Origin of the sequence: Agromyces cerinus subsp. cerinus (genome assembly GCF_900142065.1) — a bacterium.
GTDB classification, from domain to species: Bacteria; Actinomycetota; Actinomycetes; order Actinomycetales; family Microbacteriaceae; genus Agromyces; species Agromyces cerinus.
The window spans coordinates 787,485-805,511 of sequence record NZ_FSRJ01000001.1 but is presented as its reverse complement, the minus strand read 5'-3'; the positions used below and the strand labels follow the sequence as shown (position 1 = coordinate 805,511).

Sequence of the window (18,027 nt, the reverse complement as noted above, 5' to 3'; positions counted from 1 at the left end):
CGATCAGCCGAGCAGCGCGGAACGCAGGGTGTCGAGTCCGACGCCGCCGAGCGCGAGCGCGTTGCGGTGGAAGTCGCGGATGTCGAACGACGCGCCCTCGCGGCGGGCGACCTCGTCGCGCAGCTGCTCCCAGATGCGCTGGCCGACCTTGTACGACGGCGCCTGGCCCGGCCAGCCGAGGTACCGGTTGACCTCGAAGCGCACGAAGCCCTCGTTCATGTTGACGTTCTGGCCGAGGAACTCGAAGGCGTACTCGCCGGTCCAGACGCCCTGGCCGTCGGGCCGCTGCTTGCCGAGGTGCACGCCGATGTCGAGCACGACGCGAGCGGCGCGCATGCGCTGGCCGTCGAGCATGCCGAGTCGATCGGCAGGGTCGTCGAGGTAGCCGAGGCCCTGCATGAGCCGCTCGGCGTAGAGCGCCCAGCCCTCCGCGTGACCGGAGGTGCCGGCGAGCTGCCGCCGCCAGGTGTTCAGCTGCCCGCGGTTCACGACGGCCTGGCCGATCTGCAGGTGGTGACCCGGAACGCCCTCGTGGTACACGGTCGTGAGCTCGCGCCAGGTGTCGAACTCGGTGACGCCCTCGGGCACCGACCACCACATGCGACCCGGGCGCGTGAAGTCGTCGCTCGGACCGGTGTAGTAAATGCCGCCCTCCTGCGTCGGCGCGATCATGCACTCGAGCGTGCGGATCTCGGCGGGGATGTCGAACTGCGTGCCGGCGAGTTCGTTGACGGCGCGATCGCTCGTCTCCTGCATCCAGCGCTGCAGCGCCTCGGTGCCGTGGAGCTTGCGCGACGGGTCGTTGTCGAGGAAGGCGATCGCCTCGTGAACGGATGCCCCGGGCAGGATCTCGTTCGCGATCGACTCCTGCTCGGCGACCATGCGGGCGAGCTCCTCGATGCCCCACTCGTAGGTCTCGTCGAGGTCGATCGCCGCCCCGAGGAACCGGCGTGACTGCAGGGCGTAGATCTCACGGCCGACTCCGTCTTGCTCCCCGGCGACCGCGAGCAGTTCGTGCTCGAGGAACGCCGCGAGTCGGGCGTACGCGGCGCCTGCCTGCGCAGCGCCGCCGGCGAGATCCGTGCGGAGGCTGCCGGGCAGGTCCGCCTCGGCACCCTGCACGAGTTCGGCGAAGAACCCGTCGTTGCGCTCGAGCTTGTGCGCCTGTGCGGCCACCTCGCGCACCTGGCGCCTCGCGGGCACGACGCCGCGCTCGATGCCGAGGCGGAGCGTCTCGATGTAGCCGTCGACCGCAGCCGGCAGCGCATGGAGACGGGTCGAGATCGTGGCCCAGTCGTCGACGCTGTCCGTCGACATCAGGTCGAAGGCTTCGCGGATCTCCTGGGCGGGGCTCGCGATCACGTTGAGGTCGCGGAGCGGCAGCCCCGCCTCGTGCGCCTCGATCGACAGGGCGAGCTCGCTGCGCAGGTCGGCGATGGTGATGGCGTCGATCTCGTCGACCGCCGTCGCCGCGTCGAGCGCGGCGACCGTGCGGCGCTCGGCCTCGACCGCTCGCTCGAGGCCCTCGGGCGAGTAGTCGCCGAACCGCGAGTCGGCGTCCTTCCGTCCGATGTACGTGCCGAGTGCGGGGTTCAATTCGACGACGGTGTCGACCCACTCCTCTGCGATGCGATCGACGTCGGTCGGGGTGCGCTCACTCGAAGTCATGAACCCGAGCCTATGACGGACCGCACCCGTTCGAGGCCAGCGGCTCGACGTTGTGGATGGATGCCTCGCCCGGCGCGCCGATCAGTGCGCCGCGTCCTCCCAATTGGCCCCGCGCCCGATCTGCACGTCGAGCGGCACGAGCAGCTCAGCGGCATTCGCCATGCGGTCGCGCACGAGCGCCTCGAGCGTCTCGGACTCCCCCGCCGCCACCTCGAAGATGAGCTCGTCGTGCACGGTGAGCAGCATGCGACTCGCCATGCCCTGCGCCACGAGGTCGTTCTCGACGCGGGACATCGCGATCTTGATGATGTCGGCCGCCGAACCCTGGATCGGCGAGTTCAGTGCGGCGCGCTCGGCGTTCTCGCGAAGCACCCGGTTCGGGCTGTTCAGGTCGGGGAACGGGCGGCGCCGGCCGAAGATCGTCTCGGTGTAGCCGTCGATCTTCGCCTGCTCGACGACCATGCGCAGGTAGTCGCGCACGGCGCCGAAGCGCTCGAAGTACTCCTTCATGAGCTGCGTCGCCTCTGCGCGGTCGATGCGGAGCTGCTTCGACAGGCCGAACGCGCTGAGACCGTAGGCGAGGCCGTACGACATCGCCTTCACCTTGGTGCGCATCACCGGGGTGACGTCGGCGGGGTCGACCCCGAACACCCGTGCGCCGACGAAGCGGTGCAGGTCTTCGCCGGCGTTGAACGCCTCGATGAGCCCGGGGTCGCCCGAGAGGTGCGCCATAATGCGCATCTCGATCTGCGAGTAGTCGGCGGTGAGCAGCTCGGTGTACTCGGGGCCGTGGCGGAACGCCTTGCGGATTCGCCGGCCGTCTTCGGTGCGGATCGGGATGTTCTGCAGGTTCGGGTCGTTCGACGACATACGGCCGGTCGCGGCGCCGATCTGGCCGTAGCTCGTGTGGATGCGCCCGTCGGCGGCGATCGACTTGTCGAGCGACTCGACGATCTGCCGCAGCTTCGTGGCGTCGCGGTGCTCGAGCAGGTAGCCGAGGAACGGGTGCGGGTTCGACTCCTGCAGGTCGGCCAGCGCACTCGCGTCGGTCGTGTAGCCGGTCTTCGTCGCCCGCGTCTTCGGCATGCCCAGCTGGTCGAAGAGCACCTCCTGCAGCTGCTTCGGCGAACCCAGGTTGACCTCGCGGCCGATCTCGGCGAACGCGGCCTCGGCGAGGCCCGCCGCGCGTGCGCCGAGTTCGGCGGAGAGCGAGGTGAGCTCGTCGTGATCGACGGTGACGCCGCGCACCTCCATCGCCGCGAGCACCGGCACGAGCGGCATCTCGACATCGGCGAGCAGCTGCCGGGAGCTCTCGGGCAGGGCCCGGAGCACGACGGGAGCAACGCGCAGCGAGTACCAGGCGTACTCGGGAGCACCGGCGTCGGTGCCCTCTTCGGGCACGAGCTGGGCGGGGTCGGCCTGCGGCACGGTCTCGCCGAGGTAGCGGTCGACGAGGTCGGCGAGCGTCTTCTCTGCGAGGATCGGCCGTACGAGCCATCCGGCGACGAGGGTGTCGACGACGAGCCCGTCGAAGGCGAGGCCCGAGCGCATGAGCGCCTTCAACTGGGGCTTCGCGTCGGTCATGATCTTCGGCGCATCGCTCGCGAGCCACGCCTCGAACGGCGCGTAGTCGCTGCGCCCCTGCTGCCATGGCAGGTGCACGGACTCGGCGGCCGTCGCGATGCCGGCGCCGATGACGGCGCCGTCGAGCACCTCGATGCTGAGGCCGAGGCCCGCGGGCTCCGCGACGACGGCGCGCTCGATCCAGGCGGCCAGCTCCTCGTCGAGCAGACGGCGCGGGGTGGGCGCTGCAGGGGCCGCAGGGGCATCCGCTGCCGGGGTCGCGGGCGCTGCGGGTGCCGCAGCCGCGCGCTTGCCGTTGCCGTTGCCGTTGCCGTTGCCGGCCACGATCTTCTTCATGCGTTCGAACAGCGTGCGGAACTCGAGCCGTTCGAAGAGCGGCTGCACGGCGTCGATGTCGATCGGCTTCGCCTCGAGCTCGTCGAGAGCGACGTCGAGCTCGACGTCGGTGACGAGCCGGTTGAGGCGCCGGTTGCGGATCGCGTTCTCTTTCTCGTCGCGCAGGTTCTGCCCGACGACGCCCTTGATCTCTTCGGCGTGCTCGAGGATGCCGTCGAGCGAGCCGTAGAGGCCGAGCCACTTGACGGCCGTCTTCTCGCCGACCTTCGTGATGCCGATGAGGTTGTCGCTCGACTCGCCCACGAGCGCGGCGACGTCGGGGTACTGCTCGGGCCGGATGCCGTAGCGCTCGACGACCGCATCGGTGTCGTAGCGCTTCAGCTGCGAGACGCCCTGGGTGTTCGGGTAGAGCAGCGTGACGTCGTCGTTGACGAGCTGGATGGTGTCGCGGTCGCCCGAGACGAGGAGCACCCGGTAGCCCTCGGCACGCCCGCGCGCGGCGAGCGTCGCGAGGATGTCGTCGGCCTCGTAGTCCTCTTTCTCGAGGGTGCGAACGCCCATCGCCTTCAGCGCGTCCTGCAGCAGCGGCACCTGCCCCTTGAACTCGACCGGGGTCTCACCTCGGGTGCCCTTGTACTCGGGGTACTCGCGCGTGCGGAACGATGCGCGCGAGATGTCGAAGGCGACGGCGATGTGCGTCGGCTTCTCGTTCTGCAGCAGCAGGAGCAGCATCGACAGGAAGCCGTGGATGGCGTTCGTGTGCTGACCGTCGCGGGTGGTGAAGCTGTCGACTGGGAGGGCGTAGAAGGCCCGGAAGGCCAACGAGTGGCCGTCGACGACGAGGAGGGTAGGCTTTTCTGCGTCCGACACCCCCCAAGACTACAAGCGGCCGACGACACTGCCCGACGGCCCATCTCGAAGGCGAGCATGACCCAGACGAGCGATCCGATCGACTCCCTCCACACCCGCGGAACCGGCGCCCTTGCCGAGAAGATGGGCATCGAGTTCCTCGAGTTCTCGGTCGATCGATCGGTCGCGAGAATGCCGGTCGAAGGCAACACCCAGCCGGCGATGCTGCTGCACGGGGGCGCCTACGTGGTGCTGGGCGAATCGCTCGGCTCCATGGCCGCGAACCTCTGGGCGGGCGCCGGCCGGCTCGCCGTCGGCATCGAGATCAACGCGACCCACACGCGCTCGGCGACGAGCGGATGGGTCACCGGGGTCTGCACGCCGATCCACCTCGGCCGCACCCTCACGACGCACGAGATCGCCGTCACCGACGATCAGGGCCGTCGATGCTCCACGATCCGCATCACGAACCTCATCAAGGACCGCCCCGCGGCCTGAGGCGGAACGAGAACAGCGGATGCCGCGGCGACTGGTGTCCCGCGGCATCCGCTGTGTGGAGATCTTCGGTGTTACTTCTTGGCCGCGAGCTGCTCGATGATGGCCTGCGAGACGTCCTTCATCGTGAGGCGGCGGTCCATCGAGGCCTTCTGGATCCAACGGAACGCCTCAGGCTCCGAGAGTCCCATCTTCTCGTTGAGCAGGCCCTTGGCCCGATCGACGAGCTTGCGGGTCTCGAAGCGCTCGACGAGGTCGCCGACCTCGGCCTCGAGCGCGATGATCTGCGCGTAGCGGGCCAGGGCGATCTCGATCGCGGGCAGGAGGTCGTTGGGCGTGAACGGCTTCACCACGTAGGCAAGGGCGCCGGCCTCGCTGGCGCGCTCCACGAGCTCCTTGTGGCTGAACGCCGTGAGGAGCACGACCGGGGCGATGTGCCCCTTCGAGAGCCGCTCTGCGGCGGAGATGCCGTCGAGCTGGGGCATCTTGACGTCCATGATGACGAGATCGGGCCGCAGCTCGGTGGCGAGTGCCACTGCGGTCTCGCCGTCACCGGCCTCGCCGACGACCTCGAAGCCGTTGTCGCGCAGGATCTCGACGATGTCGAGGCGGATGAGCGACTCATCTTCCGCCACGACCACGCGGCGCGGTGCCGACTGAGTTGATTCGGTGTCTGTCACGGAGGAAAGCCTACGGTATTCTGAGCGAGGCCTTTGGCCGGTGTGGCGGAATGGCAGACGCGGAGCACTCAAAATGCTTTGCCCGAAAGGGCGTGTGGGTTCGACCCCCACCACCGGCACCGCTCGACGAGCGGCGACCGTTCAGTGAGCGGATGCCGCGATGTGCGCGTTCCGATGTTCGATGAGCCGCCGCAGGTACGGGCCGAGCACGACCTCCGCGATCCGGCCGAGCGGCCCGAGGGGCGCGACGAACCGCACCCGATCGGTCATGATCGTGCCACCCACCGGGTCCGCCGCGAACTCGTGTTCGTGACGGAATGAGCGGAACGGTCCGCGAACCTGCTCGTCGACGAACGACGACGGCGGATCGAACTCGGTGATCCGGCTCGTCATGCGGATCGGCACCCCGAAGTGCCACGCCCGCCACGTCACTTCGTCGCCGGCGCCGATGAGGCCGCTCGTGACGCCGGCGATCGCGCGCTCCTGCGAATCCGCCATCGACGCGACATGCAGGTCGATGCTCCGGGACAGGTCGAACGCACGCGACACCGGCACCGGCAGTTGGGTACGGCACTCGAACTCGACCATGATCCGAGTGTGTCATCTCGAGCCGGAGGGCGATCACGCGCTCCTGTCCGTGCCGGGACATCCGCCGTTCGCCACCGGCGATGCGAAAGGAGCCGGCCCTCTCGGACCGGCTCCTCTCGTGAACTGCTTAGAGCACCTCACCGACGACGTGCACGCGCACGTCGTTGGTGGTGCCGGGGATTCCGGGAGGGGAACCCGAGATGATGACGACCTTCTCACCGTTGACGGCCTTGCCGGTCTTCGCGAGTGCCTCGTCGACCTGGCCGACCATCTGGTCGGTGTGGGTCACGCGAGAGACGACGAACGACTCGACACCCCAGTTCAGCGCGAGGCGACGTCGGATCGCCGGGTCGGGCGTGAACGCCAGGATGGGGATCTTCGAACGCAGGCGAGTCATGCGGCGCACGGTCTCGCCCGACTCGGTGAAGACGCAGAGGTACTTGGCCTCGACGAAGTCGGCGACCTCGACCGCGGCGGCCGTGATCGCGCCCGACTGGGTGCGCGGCTTCGTGCCGAGCGGTGCGATGCGGTCGAGTCCGTGCAGCTCGGTCGACTCGACGATGCGCGCCATGGTCTGCACCGTGATGACGGGGTACTCCCCCACGCTCGTCTCGCCCGAGAGCATGACGGCGTCGGCTCCGTCGAGCACGGCGTTCGCCACGTCGGAGGTCTCGGCGCGCGTCGGCACCGGGCTGTGGATCATCGACTCGAGCATCTGCGTGGCCACGATGACAGGCTTCGCGAGACGGCGGGCGATCTCGACCGCGCGCTTCTGCACGATCGGCACGGCCTCGAGCGGCAGCTCGACGCCGAGGTCGCCGCGGGCGACCATGATGGCGTCGAACGCCTCGGTGATCTCCTCGAGGGCGTCGACGGCCTGCGGCTTCTCGATCTTCGCGACGACGGGGACGCGACGGCCCACCTCGTCCATGATCTCGTGCACGCGCGTGACGTCGGAAGCGTTGCGCACGAAGGAGAGGGCGATCAGGTCGGCGCCGAGCTCGAGGCCCCAGCGGAGGTCGGCCTCGTCCTTCTCGGAGAGCGCGGGCACGTTGACCGCGACTCCGGGCAGGTTAATGCCCTTGTTGTTCGACACCGGGCCGGCGACGACGACGCGGGTCGTGACGACGACGCCATCGGTCTCGATGACCTCGACGCGGACCTTGCCGTCGTCGATCAGAAGGAAGTCGCCGGGCTTGACGTCTTGGGGAAGCCCCTTGAACGTGGTGCCGACGATCTCCTTCGTGCCGACCACGTCTTCGGTCGTGATCTTGAAGATGTCACCCTCGGCGAGCTCGTGCGGTCCGTCGGCGAACTTGCCGAGGCGGATCTTCGGGCCCTGCAGGTCGACCAGCACGGCGATCGCCTTGCCACTGTCGTTCGCAGCCTTCCGAACGTTCTGGTAGACGCCCTCGTGCACGTCGTAGCTGCCGTGGCTGAGGTTCATCCGCGCGACGTCGACGCCCGCATCGATGATCGCCCGGATCTGCTCATAGCTCGATGTCGCCGGCCCGAGGGTGGCGACGATCTTCGCTCGTCTCATTATCTTGTGCTCCCATGTTTCGCGCGTCAGCGCCGGGTGTTTGGTCGAAACGCGCCGTGCGGCGCGCCATGGTCAGATGGAGAAGGCGTGCGCCGTCGAGGCGATCGGCGACGGCAGCAGGGTCTCGCCTTCAAGGTAGCGGTCGACGGCGGATGCCGCAGCTCGCCCTTCTGCGATCGCCCACACGATGAGCGACTGCCCGCGGCCGGCATCGCCGGCGACGAACACGCCCGGCTGTGCGGTCGCGTAGTCGGCCTCGCGGGCGAGGTTGCCGCGGTCGGTGACGGGCAGCGCGAGCTGCTCGTCGAGCGCCGCGGTCTCCGGCCCGGTGAATCCGAGCGCGAGGAGCACCAGGTCGGCGGGGATCTCCCGCTCGGTGCCGGCCTTCGGCACGCGGCGGCCGTCGAGGTACTCGGTCTCGGCGACGCGGATGGCGCGCACCTCTCCGGCGTCGTTCGCGAGGAATTCGACCGTGGAGGCGAGGAACTGGCGGTTGCCGCCCTCTTCATGCGCGCTCTGCACCTCGAACAGGGTCGGGTGCACGGGCCACGGCTGGTGCTCGGGGCGGTTGGCACTCGGCTCCTTGCCGATCGCGAGGTTGGTGACCGACAGCGCGCCCTGGCGGTGCGCGGTGCCGATGCAGTCTGCGCCGGTGTCGCCGCCGCCGAGCACGACGACGTGCTTGCCCTCGGCGGTGATCTGGTCGATGACCTGATCGCCGGCGAGGTGCCGGTTCGACTGCACGAGGTACTCCATGGCGAAGTGCACTCCCGGGAGGTCGCGCCCGGGGATCGGCAGGTCGCGGGGAACGATCGCACCCGTGGCGACCACGACGGCGTCGTAGCGCTCGCGGAGCTGCGCCCAGGTGATGTCGACGCCGATGTTCACGCCGGCGCGGAACCGGGTGCCTTCGGCCGTCATCTGCGCGAGCCGCAGCTCGAGATGCTTCTTCTCCATCTTGAAGTCGGGGATGCCGTAGCGCAGGAGCCCGCCGATGCGGTCGTCGCGCTCGAACACGGCGACGGTGTGACCGGCCCGCGTCAGCTGCTGGGCGGCGGCGAGGCCAGCGGGGCCGGAGCCGACGACCGCGACCGTCTTGCCCGTGAGGCGCCCCGGCGGCTGCGGCTGGACCCAGCCGTTGCCGAACGCCTCGTCGATGATCGAGACCTCGACCTGCTTGATCGTCACCGCGGGCTGGTTGATGCCGAGCACGCACGCCGACTCGCACGGTGCCGGGCAGAGCCGCCCCGTGAACTCGGGGAAGTTGTTCGTGGCGTGCAGGCGCTCGGCGGCCGCGCGCCCCTCACCGCGATACATGAGGTCGTTCCACTCGGGGATCAGGTTGCCGAGCGGGCAGCCCTGGTGGCAGAACGGGATGCCGCAGTCCATGCAACGCCCGGCCTGACGGCGGAGCTGAGCGGGGTCGCCCTGCTCGTAGACCTCTTTGAAGTCCATGATGCGCACCGGCACGGGCCGCCGCTTGGGCAGCTCGCGTTCGGTGACCTTCAGAAAGCCCTTGGGGTCAGCCATTCGTCACCTCGAGAATTCTGGTCCAGACCACGTCGCCGTCGGGGTCGAGCCCCTCGTCGACCGCGCTCTGGCGGGTTCGGAGCACTGCGGCGTAGTCGCGCGGCAGCACCTTGGTGAAGCGGTCGAACGCATCGTCGCCGGCGGCGAGGAGCGATGCGGCGACCGCGGAGTCGGTGTTCGCGACGTGCTGTTCGAGCAGGTCGCGCACGATCACCCGATCGGCGCTGCCGAGCGGGTGGAGTTCGAGCTCGCCGGTCGTCAGCGATTCGCGGTTCACGCGTTCTTCGCGGAGGCCGAGCACGTAGGCGGTGCCGCCCGACATGCCCGCGCCCAGGTTCCGGCCGGTCTCGCCGAGGATGAGCGCGAGACCGCCGGTCATGTACTCGAGCGCGTGGTCGCCCACGCCCTCGACCACGGCGGTGGCACCGGAGTTGCGCACCAGGAAGCGTTCGCCGACGATGCCGCGGATGAACATGCTGCCCTGCGTCGCCCCGTAGCCGATGACGTTGCCGGCGATCACGTTGCGCTCCGCGACGAACCCGCTGTCGCGCGACGGACGGACCACGATCTGTCCGCCCGAGAGCCCCTTGCCGACGTAGTCGTTCGAGTCGCCCTCGAGGCGGAGCGTGATGCCCGCGGGCAGGAACGCGCCGAGGGACTGGCCCGCCGAGCCGGTGAGCGTGATGTCGATCGAGCCGCTCGGCAGCCCGTGCTCGCCGCGCCGCACGGTCACCTCATGGCCGAGCATGGTGCCGACGGCGCGTTCGGTGTTGCGGATCGGCAGCGCGATCTCGATGTTGCCGCCCTGCTCGAGCACCAGGCGGCTCCGCCGGATGAGCTCGTTGTCGAAGTGCTCCTCGAGCTCGTGGTCCTGGCCGCGCATGTTGCGCCGCGCCTCGGACTCGGAGAAGTCGGGACCGACGAGCACGGGCGTGAGGTCGAGCCCGGAGGCCTTCCAGTGGTCGAGCGCTCGGTCGACGTCGAGCAGTTCGCGACGGCCGATGATCTCGTCGATCGAGCGGTAGCCGAGTTCTGCGAGGTACTCGCGCACCTCCTGCGCGATGAACTCGAAGAAGTTCACGACGAACTCGGGCTTTCCCGTGAACCGCTTGCGCAGCTCGGGGTTCTGGGTGGCGACGCCCACCGGGCAGGTGTCGAGGTGGCAGACCCGCATCATGACGCAGCCCTGCACGACGAGCGGCGCCGTGGCGAAGCCGAACTCCTCCGCGCCGAGCAGCGCGCCGATCACGACGTCGCGACCGGTCTTCAGCTGTCCGTCGACCTGCACGACCACGCGGTCGCGCATGCCGTTCAGCATGAGGGTCTGCTGGGTCTCGGCGAGGCCGAGCTCCCACGGCGTGCCCGCGTGCTTCAAGGAGTTGAGCGGGCTCGCGCCGGTGCCGCCGTCGTGCCCCGAGACGAGGATGACGTCGGCCAGGGCCTTGGCCGTTCCGGCGGCGACCGCGCCGATGCCCGACTGGCTCACGAGCTTCACGTGCACGCGCGCCTTCGGGTTCGCGCGCTTCAGGTCGAAGATGAGCTGCTTGAGGTCTTCGATCGAGTAGATGTCGTGGTGCGGCGGCGGCGAGATGAGGCCGACGCCCGCCGTCGCGTGCCGCGTGCGGGCGACCCACGGGTACACCTTCGTCGGCGGCAACTGGCCGCCCTCACCGGGCTTGGCACCCTGGGCGAGCTTGATCTGGATGTCGTCGGCGTGCGTCAGGTACATGCTCGTGACGCCGAAGCGACCCGAGGCGACCTGCTTGATCGCGCTGCGACGCTCGGGGTCGAGCAGGCGGTCGAGGTCTTCGCCGCCCTCACCGGTGTTCGACTTCGCGCCGAGCCGGTTCATCGCGATCGCGAGCGACTCGTGCGCCTCCTTGGAGATCGAGCCGTAGCTCATCGCCCCGGTCGAGAAGCGCTTGACGATCGACTCGACGGACTCGACCTCGTCGATCGGCACGGCGGGACGAGTGCCGGTGCGGAGGGCGAACATGCCGCGCAGGGTCATCAGGTCTTCGGCCTGCGAGTCCACGAGCGAGGTGTACTCGCGGAACACGTCGTAGCGACGGTTCCTCGTGGAGTGCTGCAGGCGGAAGACCGTCTCGGGGTTGAAGAGGTGCGGCGAGCCGTCGCGGCGCCACTGGTACTCGCCACCGGTCGCGAGGCGCTCGTGCGCGCGCACCGCGACATCCTGCGGGTACGCCTGCGTGTGCCTGTCGAGGTTCTCCGAGGCGATCGCGTCGATGCCGACGCCGCCGAGCTTCGAGGTCGTGCCGGTGAAGAACTCGTCGATGAAGCCCTGGTCGAGCCCGATCGCCTCGAATGCCTGGGCCCCCGCGTACGACGAGATGGTGGAGATGCCCATCTTCGACATGATCTTCAACACGCCCTTGCCGAGCGCCTTGATGACGTTGTGCACCGCGTCTTCGGGCGTGACGCCCGTGATGACACCCGAGCGCACGAGGTCTTCGCAGCTCTCCATGGCGAGATAGGGGTTCACAGCGGATGCCCCGTAGCCCACGAGCAGGGCGACGTGATGCACCTCGCGCACGTCGCCGGCCTCGACGACGAGTCCGACCTTCATGCGGTTCTCGGAGCGGATGAGGTGGTGGTGCACCGCCGAGAGCATGAGCAGCGACGGGATCGGGGCCAGGTCCTTGTTGGAGTCGCGGTCGCTCAGCACGATGAACGCCGCGCCGTCGTCGATGGCCTGGTCGACTTCGCCGCAGATCGCGGCGAGGCGGTTGCGCAGCGCGTCGGGGCCCTCGTCGAAGCGGTAGATGCCGCGGATCGTGACCGTGGTGCGTGCGCCCGGTGCCGGGTCGATGTGCACGATCTTCGCGAGCTCGTCGTTGTCGATCACCGGGAAGGTGAGGGCGACCTGTCGCGCGTGCTCGGGTCCGGCGTCGAGGAGGTTGCGTTCGGGGCCGAGCGACGTGCCGAGCGAGGTGACGACCGCCTCGCGGATCGAGTCGAGCGGCGGGTTCGTGACCTGCGCGAACTGCTGCGTGAAGTAGTCGAAGAGCAGGCGCGGACGCTTCGAGAGCACCGCGATCGGCGTGTCGGAGCCCATGGCGCCGAGCGGCTCCTGCCCGGTGCGCGCCATCGGCGCGAGCAGGATCTTCACCTCTTCCTCGGTGTAGCCGAAGGTGCGCTGACGGCGGTTCACGGATGCCGGCGGGTGCACGATGTGCTCGCGCTCCGGCAGCTCGGCGAGCTGGATGCGACCCTGCTCGAGCCAGTCGCCCCACGGCTCTGCGGCCGCCAGGTCGGCCTTGATCTCGTCGTCTTCGATGAGGCGCCCTGCCTCGGTGTCGACGAGGAACATGCGGCCGGGCTGCAGCCGGCCCTTGCGCACGATGCGGCTCTGCTCGATGTCGAGCACGCCGATCTCGCTCGCGAGCACGACCAGTCCGTCGTCGGTGACGACGTAGCGGCCGGGGCGCAGGCCGTTGCGGTCGAGGGTCGCGCCGACGAGCGTGCCGTCGGTGAAGACGATCGCGGCCGGGCCGTCCCACGGCTCCATCAGCATCGAGTGGTACTCGTAGAACGCGCGGCGCTCGGGTGCGATCTCGGTCTGGTTCTCCCAGGCCTCGGGCACCATCATCATGACGGCGTGCGGCAGGCTGCGGCCCGCGAGCGTGAGCAGCTCGACGACCTCGTCGAACGAGGCGGAGTCGCTGGCGCCGGGGGTGACGATCGGCCGGAGCGGCGCGAGGTCGCCGAGGACCTCGGACTCGAGCTGCGACTGGCGCGCTCGCATCCAGTTGCGGTTGCCCTGGATCGTGTTGATCTCGCCGTTGTGCGCGATCATGCGGAACGGCTGGGCGAGCGGCCACGACGGGAAGGTGTTGGTGGAGTACCGCGAGTGCACGAGCGCGAGCTTCGACGCGAACCGCTCGTCGGAGAGGTCGGGGTAGAACGGCTCGAGCTGCAGCGTCGTGACCATGCCCTTGTAGACGAGCGTGCGGCTCGAGAGGGAGGCGAAGTAGAGCTCGAGCTCGCGCTCGGCGCGCTTGCGCAACCGGAAGGTCAGCCGGTCGAGGTCGATGCCCGAGACGGTCGCACCGGTCGACGACGTGGCGACCGCCTGCACGAAGAGCTGCTGCACGACCGGCATGGCCGCCCGTGCGAGCGAACCGAGTTCATCGGGGCGCACGGGCACTTCGCGCCATCCGATGACCGAGAGTCCTTCGGATGCCGCGAGCCCGACGAATGCCTGCTTGACCCGACTGCGTGCGGTGGGGTCGACGGGGAGGAACGCGTTGCCGACCGCGTAGGCCCCGGCCGCGGGAAGCCCGAACGAGGTCACCGCCCGGAGGAACGCGTCGGGCACCTGCGTGACGATGCCAGCACCGTCGCCGGTGCCGGCGTCGGAGCCGACTGCGCCGCGGTGCTCGAGGTTGCGCAGTGCATCGAGCGCCGCGGTGATGATGTCGTGTCCGGCGGTGCCACGGAGGGTGGCGACCATCGCGAGGCCGCAGGCATCTTTCTCGGCGGCAGGGTCGTACATGCCCTGGGCAGCCGGAACGGTACCGAACCTCGAGAAGGGTGGGGTGAGCGACACGTGAACCGTCCTCATCAACTAAGTGTGCAGCGGGGGACGTCGTCGGCCCATCAAGGGAGATGTCTCGACGCGTGGTGCGGCGTCGCTTCGGAGAACGTTCTGCGGGGCGTTTTACGCTGAGGTGGATCGGCTTGGGCTTGTGGCCGCCGTCACGCCCGTCTTGCTCTCACCCTCGACGTCATCGTCGAGAGAGTCGGAGTCGGACTCGATGTCTTCGGAGTCTACCTCAGCATTCGGCGCAGTCCATTCACGCCCCGGCACGTACGGGCTCGGCTCGTCGCCGGTGTGACGACGACGCTGCACGATGATCAGCACGATGCCGAGCACGACGGCTGCGAGCGACGCCCAGACGTTCACGCGGATGCCGAAGAACATCTCACTCGGATCGAGGCGGATCGACTCGAAGAACGCGCGGCCCGCGCCGTACCAGATGAGGTACACGCCGAAGGCCTTGCCCCAGCGCAGGTTGAACCGGCGCTCGAGCAGGACGATGGCGGCGGCGCCAAGGAGGTTCCAGACGAGCTCGTAGAGGAACGTCGGGTGGAACAGCGTGCCGTCGGCGAGGCCTGCCGGGAACGCCAGGTTGTCGGAGGAGATCTCGAGGCCCCAGGGCAGGTCGGTGGGCGAACCGAAGAGCTCGTGGTTGAACCAGTTGCCCAGTCGGCCGATGGCCTGCGCGACCAGCAGGCCGGGCGCGAGCGCGTCGGCGAACGACCAGAAGCGGATGCCGGTGAACCGGCAGCCGATGATCGCACCGATCGCACCGCCGATCAGGGCGCCGTAGATCGCGTTGCCGCCCTCCCAGATGTTCCAGATGGCCCCGGGGGCGAATGGATTCCAGACGTTCGCACCGGCGTAGAAGTAGTCGTCGGGGTGCGTGAAGACGTGGTAGAACCGGGCGCCGATGATGCCGAGCGGCACCGCCCACAGGGCGATGTCGAGCACGATGCCGGGCTCGGCGCCGCGCTTGGTGAGGCGGCGCGAGGTGATGATGACGGCGAGGATGATGCCGACGAGGATGCAGAGCGCGTACGTCTGGATCGTCAGCGTGCCCCACGGGACCGGAATCTCGAGGGCGCGCCAAGCGGGGTCTGGGCTCGGAATGCTGAACGGTGCGATCACGCCGGCTGCTGCCTTTCCTCAGTTGCTTCGGCCGCTGACGGCCTCAATGAGCGTACTTCACTCTGCGCGGGTGCCGCGCGCGAGTTCCGCAGCCAGTTCGCCGACCGCGGCGACGCCGCCCGTGGCGAGTGCGTTCACGAGCGCCGACCCGACGATCGCGCCCTGCGCGTACTCGAGCACCTCGGCGACCTGGGCGGCCGTGGAGATGCCGACGCCGACGCAGCTCGCGGGCGCGTCGGCAGCGGTCAGCCGCTCGACGAGCGTGCGAGCGGCCCGGTCGACGTCGCTGCGGGCACCCGTGATGCCCATGGTCGACACCGCGTACACGAATCCACGACTCGCCTCGACGACCTGCCCGATGCGAGCATCGGTCGAGGTCGGCGCCGCGAGGAACACCCGGTCGAGACCGGTGCGCTCGGATGCCGCGATCCACTCGGAGCCCTCGTCGGGGATGAGATCGGGCGTGATGAGCCCCGCTCCCCCGGCCGCGACCAGGTCGTCGGCGAATCGGTCGACGCCGTACTGCACGACCGGGTTCCAGTAGGTCATGATCAGCACCGGGGCATCCACTCGCGCGGTGATGCGTCGCACGGCCTCGAAGCCGTCGGCGAGGCGGAAACCGTTCGCAAGGGCCTGCTGCGTGGCGGCCTGGATGACGGGACCGTCCATGACGGGGTCGGAGTACGGCAGGCCGAGCTCGAGGATGTCGACGCCGTTCTCGACCATCGCGACCGCGGCCTCGACGCTCTCGTCGAACGTGGGGAAGCCGACGGGGAGGTAGCCGATGAGCGCGCCGCCCGCCTCCTCGTTGCGACGGCGGATGACGGAACCGACCGTGTTCATTCGGCGTTCTCCTGGTCGTAGAGCTCGAAGTAGTGAGCGGCCGTGTCCATGTCCTTGTCGCCGCGCCCCGAGAGGTTCACGAGGATCGTGGCCTCGGGCCCGAGTTCGCGACCGAGTTCGAGGGCTCCCGCGAGTGCGTGGGCCGACTCGATCGCCGGGATGATGCCCTCGGTGCGGGTGAGGAGGCGCAGCGCCTGCATCGCCGCGTCGTCGGTCACCGGGCGGTAGTTCGCGCGCCCGATCGCCGCGAGCCACGAGTGCTCGGGGCCGACGCCCGGGTAGTCGAGGCCCGCCGAGATCGAGTGCGACTCGATGGTCTGGCCATCTTCGTCCTGCAGCAGGTAGCTGCGCGCCCCGTGGAGCACACCGGGGCGACCCTTCGTGATGGTCGCCGCGTGGCGCTCGGTCTCGGCGCCCTCGCCGCCGGCCTCGAAGCCGTAGAGCGCGACGGACTCGTCGTCGAGGAAGGCGTGGAAGATGCCGATCGCGTTCGATCCGCCGCCGACGCAGGCCGCGACGGCCGTCGGCAGCCCGCCCGTGAGGTCGATGACCTGCTGACGGGCCTCTTCGCCGATGATCTTCTGGAAGTCGCGCACCATCTCGGGAAACGGGTGCGGACCGGCGACCGTGCCGAAGATGTAGTTGGTGGTCTCGACGTTGGTGACCCAGTCGCGCATCGCCTCGTTGATCGCGTCCTTCAGCGTGCGCGAACCGGCCGTCACCGCGATGACCTCGGCGCCGAGCAACCGCATGCGCGCGACGTTCAGCGCCTGGCGCTCGGTGTCGACCTCGCCCATGTAGATGACGCAGTCGAGACCGAAGAGGGCGGCGGCCGTCGCCGTCGCGACGCCGTGCTGACCGGCACCGGTCTCCGCGATCACGCGGGTCTTGCCGATGCGCTTCGTGAGCAGCGCCTGGCCGAGCACGTTGTTGATCTTGTGCGAGCCGGTGTGGTTCAGGTCTTCGCGCTTCAGGATGACCCTGGCGCCACCTGCGTGCGCGGCGAAGCGCGGCACCTCGGTGATGATCGACGGGCGTCCGGTGTAGCTGCGGCCGAGTTCGGCGAGCTCTTCGCCGAACGCGGGATCGAGCTTGGCGAGGTCGTAGGCCTCACCGAGCTCGTCGAGTGCGGCGACGAGGGACTCGGGCACGAAGCGCCCCCCGAAGTCGCCGAAGTAGGGACCAGTCTGCGCTCTGAGCGCCATGTCACACCGCCAGGAAAGCTGAGAGGTTGGCAATCGGGTCGCCGCCCGTGACGAGCGCCTCGCCGACGAGCACGACGTCGGCGCCCGAAGAGCGGTAGTGCGCGACATCCGCCGCCGACAGCACCGCGGACTCCGCGACGCGGATCGCGCCCTCGGGGAATCGCGGCGCGAGACGGCCGAAGAGGTCGCGATCGAGTTCGAACGTCGAGAGGTCGCGGGCGTTCACGCCGATGAGGCGCGCGCCGAGCGCTGCCGCGCGCTCGAGTTCATCAGCCGAGTGCGTCTCGATGAGCGGCGTCATGCCGAGCTCGACGATGAGGTCGTGGAGTTCGCGGAGCGTCGGGTCGTCGAGCGCGGCCACGATCAGCAGCACGAGGTCGGCGCCCGCCGCACGGGCTTCGAGCACCTGGTACGGCGTCGCGATGAAGTCCTTGCGCAGCACCGGCAGCGAGACGGCGGCGCGCACGGTCTCGAGGTCGGCGAGCGACCCCCCGAACTTCCGGCCCTCGGTGAGCACGCTGATCGCGCTCGCACCGCCGAGCTCGTACTGACGGGCGAGGGCGGCCGGGTCGGAGATCGAGGCGAGGGCGCCCCGTGAGGGACTCGAACGCTTGATCTCGGCGATGACCTTGACGTGCGAGGCCGGGCGCAGCGCCTCGAGCGCGTCGAGCGCGGCCGGACGAGCGAGCGCCGCGGCCTCGACGACGGCGAACGGGGCGCTCTCGCGGCGCGTCAGAGCGTCGGCGACAGCGTTCGCCGTGAGCTCGGCGAGCACTAGTGCGCCTTTTCGGAGACCTTCGAGCCGCCGACACCGTAGCCGGCGCGCGCGAGCACCCAGCCGACGACCAGGCCGACGACGAGCAGACCTGCCGACGCCCAGACGAGCCACTGCATCTCGAAGAAGAAGGCGACCGTGCCGATCGTGAATGCGATGAGCATGATCGTGACGGCGGTCCATGCCGCGGGCGAGTGTCCGTGGCCGGGATCTGCGGTCTCAATGCTCATGATGCTCCT

At 69.3% G+C, this 18,027-nt stretch carries 13 protein-coding genes and 1 tRNA gene; 2 read left to right on the top strand and 12 right to left on the bottom strand.

Going from position 1 to position 18,027, the window contains the following annotated elements; genetic code table 11:
• Positions 1 to 3: 3 nt before the first annotated feature.
• Both BUR99_RS03615 and polA read right to left on the bottom strand, forming a co-directional pair.
• Entirely contained in the window at positions 4 to 1,668 is a 1,665-nt protein-coding gene (locus BUR99_RS03615) for a DUF885 domain-containing protein (protein ID WP_074258953.1), read from the bottom strand.
• 81 nt (positions 1,669 to 1,749) lie between these two features.
• Positions 1,750 to 4,458: a DNA polymerase I gene (gene polA / locus BUR99_RS03610; protein WP_074258952.1), complete on the bottom strand. Its 2,709-nt coding sequence runs from the start codon at positions 4,456 to 4,458 to the stop codon at positions 1,750 to 1,752.
• A gap of 57 nt (positions 4,459 to 4,515) precedes the next feature.
• On the opposite strand from polA, the gene BUR99_RS03605 reads away from it, so the two are divergent.
• Positions 4,516 to 4,935, top strand: coding sequence for a hotdog fold thioesterase (locus BUR99_RS03605; protein ID WP_074258951.1), 420 nt, complete (start codon positions 4,516 to 4,518; stop codon positions 4,933 to 4,935).
• Positions 4,936 to 5,006: 71 nt separating this feature from the next.
• On the opposite strand, the gene BUR99_RS03600 is transcribed toward BUR99_RS03605, so the two are convergent.
• Entirely contained in the window at positions 5,007 to 5,612 is a 606-nt protein-coding gene (locus tag BUR99_RS03600; RefSeq protein WP_074258950.1) for an ANTAR domain-containing response regulator, read from the bottom strand.
• Positions 5,613 to 5,648: 36 nt separating this feature from the next.
• Here BUR99_RS03600 and BUR99_RS03595 point away from each other — a divergent pair.
• A tRNA-Leu gene (locus BUR99_RS03595) sits at positions 5,649 to 5,731 on the top strand.
• A 22-nt stretch (positions 5,732 to 5,753) separates the two neighbouring features.
• Here BUR99_RS03595 and BUR99_RS03590 read toward each other — a convergent pair.
• From BUR99_RS03590 to BUR99_RS03550, 9 genes are all read right to left on the bottom strand, one after another.
• Positions 5,754 to 6,200: an SRPBCC family protein gene (locus BUR99_RS03590; protein WP_074258949.1), complete on the bottom strand. Its 447-nt coding sequence runs from the start codon at positions 6,198 to 6,200 to the stop codon at positions 5,754 to 5,756.
• Positions 6,201 to 6,327: 127 nt separating this feature from the next.
• The gene (pyk, locus tag BUR99_RS03585) at positions 6,328 to 7,743 is read right to left on the bottom strand and encodes a pyruvate kinase (RefSeq protein WP_074258948.1); all 1,416 of its coding nucleotides are present in this window, start codon (positions 7,741 to 7,743) and stop codon (positions 6,328 to 6,330) included.
• Positions 7,744 to 7,815: 72 nt separating this feature from the next.
• Positions 7,816 to 9,273: a glutamate synthase subunit beta gene (locus BUR99_RS03580; RefSeq protein WP_074258947.1), complete on the bottom strand. Its 1,458-nt coding sequence runs from the start codon at positions 9,271 to 9,273 to the stop codon at positions 7,816 to 7,818.
• Positions 9,266 to 13,858, bottom strand: a complete 4,593-nt coding sequence (gene gltB, locus BUR99_RS03575; protein WP_074258946.1) for a glutamate synthase large subunit — start codon at positions 13,856 to 13,858, stop codon at positions 9,266 to 9,268. The genes BUR99_RS03580 and gltB overlap by 8 nt, the downstream gene beginning before the upstream one ends.
• A 96-nt stretch (positions 13,859 to 13,954) precedes the next feature.
• Complete coding sequence (gene lgt / locus BUR99_RS03570) at positions 13,955 to 14,965, bottom strand: prolipoprotein diacylglyceryl transferase (RefSeq protein WP_394327827.1); 1,011 nt, start codon at positions 14,963 to 14,965, stop codon at positions 13,955 to 13,957.
• Between the two features lie 57 nt (positions 14,966 to 15,022).
• The gene (trpA, locus tag BUR99_RS03565; RefSeq protein ID WP_074258945.1) at positions 15,023 to 15,808 is read right to left on the bottom strand and encodes a tryptophan synthase subunit alpha; all 786 of its coding nucleotides are present in this window, start codon (positions 15,806 to 15,808) and stop codon (positions 15,023 to 15,025) included.
• Positions 15,805 to 17,013, bottom strand: coding sequence for a tryptophan synthase subunit beta (gene trpB / locus BUR99_RS03560; protein WP_074258944.1), 1,209 nt, complete (start codon positions 17,011 to 17,013; stop codon positions 15,805 to 15,807). Before trpB ends, trpA begins: the two co-directional genes overlap by 4 nt.
• 1 nt (position 17,014) lies before the next feature.
• On the bottom strand, positions 17,015 to 17,788 hold the full coding sequence (gene trpC / locus BUR99_RS03555; RefSeq protein ID WP_074258943.1) for an indole-3-glycerol phosphate synthase TrpC: 774 nt from the start codon (positions 17,786 to 17,788) through the stop codon (positions 17,015 to 17,017).
• Positions 17,788 to 18,018: a DUF6704 family protein gene (locus tag BUR99_RS03550; RefSeq protein ID WP_074258942.1), complete on the bottom strand. Its 231-nt coding sequence runs from the start codon at positions 18,016 to 18,018 to the stop codon at positions 17,788 to 17,790. The genes trpC and BUR99_RS03550 overlap by 1 nt, the downstream gene beginning before the upstream one ends.
• Positions 18,019 to 18,027 lie beyond the last annotated feature (9 nt).

Coding starts and splice junctions, on each gene's coding strand:
- BUR99_RS03590 (WP_074258949.1), bottom strand. CDS start 6,200: ATGGTCGAGTTCGAGTGCCGTACCCAACTGCCGGTGCCGGTGTCGCGT.
- trpA (WP_074258945.1), bottom strand. CDS start 15,808: ATGAACACGGTCGGTTCCGTCATCCGCCGTCGCAACGAGGAGGCGGGC.
- BUR99_RS03605 (WP_074258951.1), top strand. CDS start 4,516: ATGACCCAGACGAGCGATCCGATCGACTCCCTCCACACCCGCGGAACC.
- trpB (WP_074258944.1), bottom strand. CDS start 17,013: ATGGCGCTCAGAGCGCAGACTGGTCCCTACTTCGGCGACTTCGGGGGG.
- gltB (WP_074258946.1), bottom strand. CDS start 13,858: ATGAGGACGGTTCACGTGTCGCTCACCCCACCCTTCTCGAGGTTCGGT.
- BUR99_RS03580 (WP_074258947.1), bottom strand. CDS start 9,273: ATGGCTGACCCCAAGGGCTTTCTGAAGGTCACCGAACGCGAGCTGCCC.
- BUR99_RS03550 (WP_074258942.1), bottom strand. CDS start 18,018: ATGAGCATTGAGACCGCAGATCCCGGCCACGGACACTCGCCCGCGGCA.
- BUR99_RS03615 (WP_074258953.1), bottom strand. CDS start 1,668: ATGACTTCGAGTGAGCGCACCCCGACCGACGTCGATCGCATCGCAGAG.
- pyk (WP_074258948.1), bottom strand. CDS start 7,743: ATGAGACGAGCGAAGATCGTCGCCACCCTCGGGCCGGCGACATCGAGC.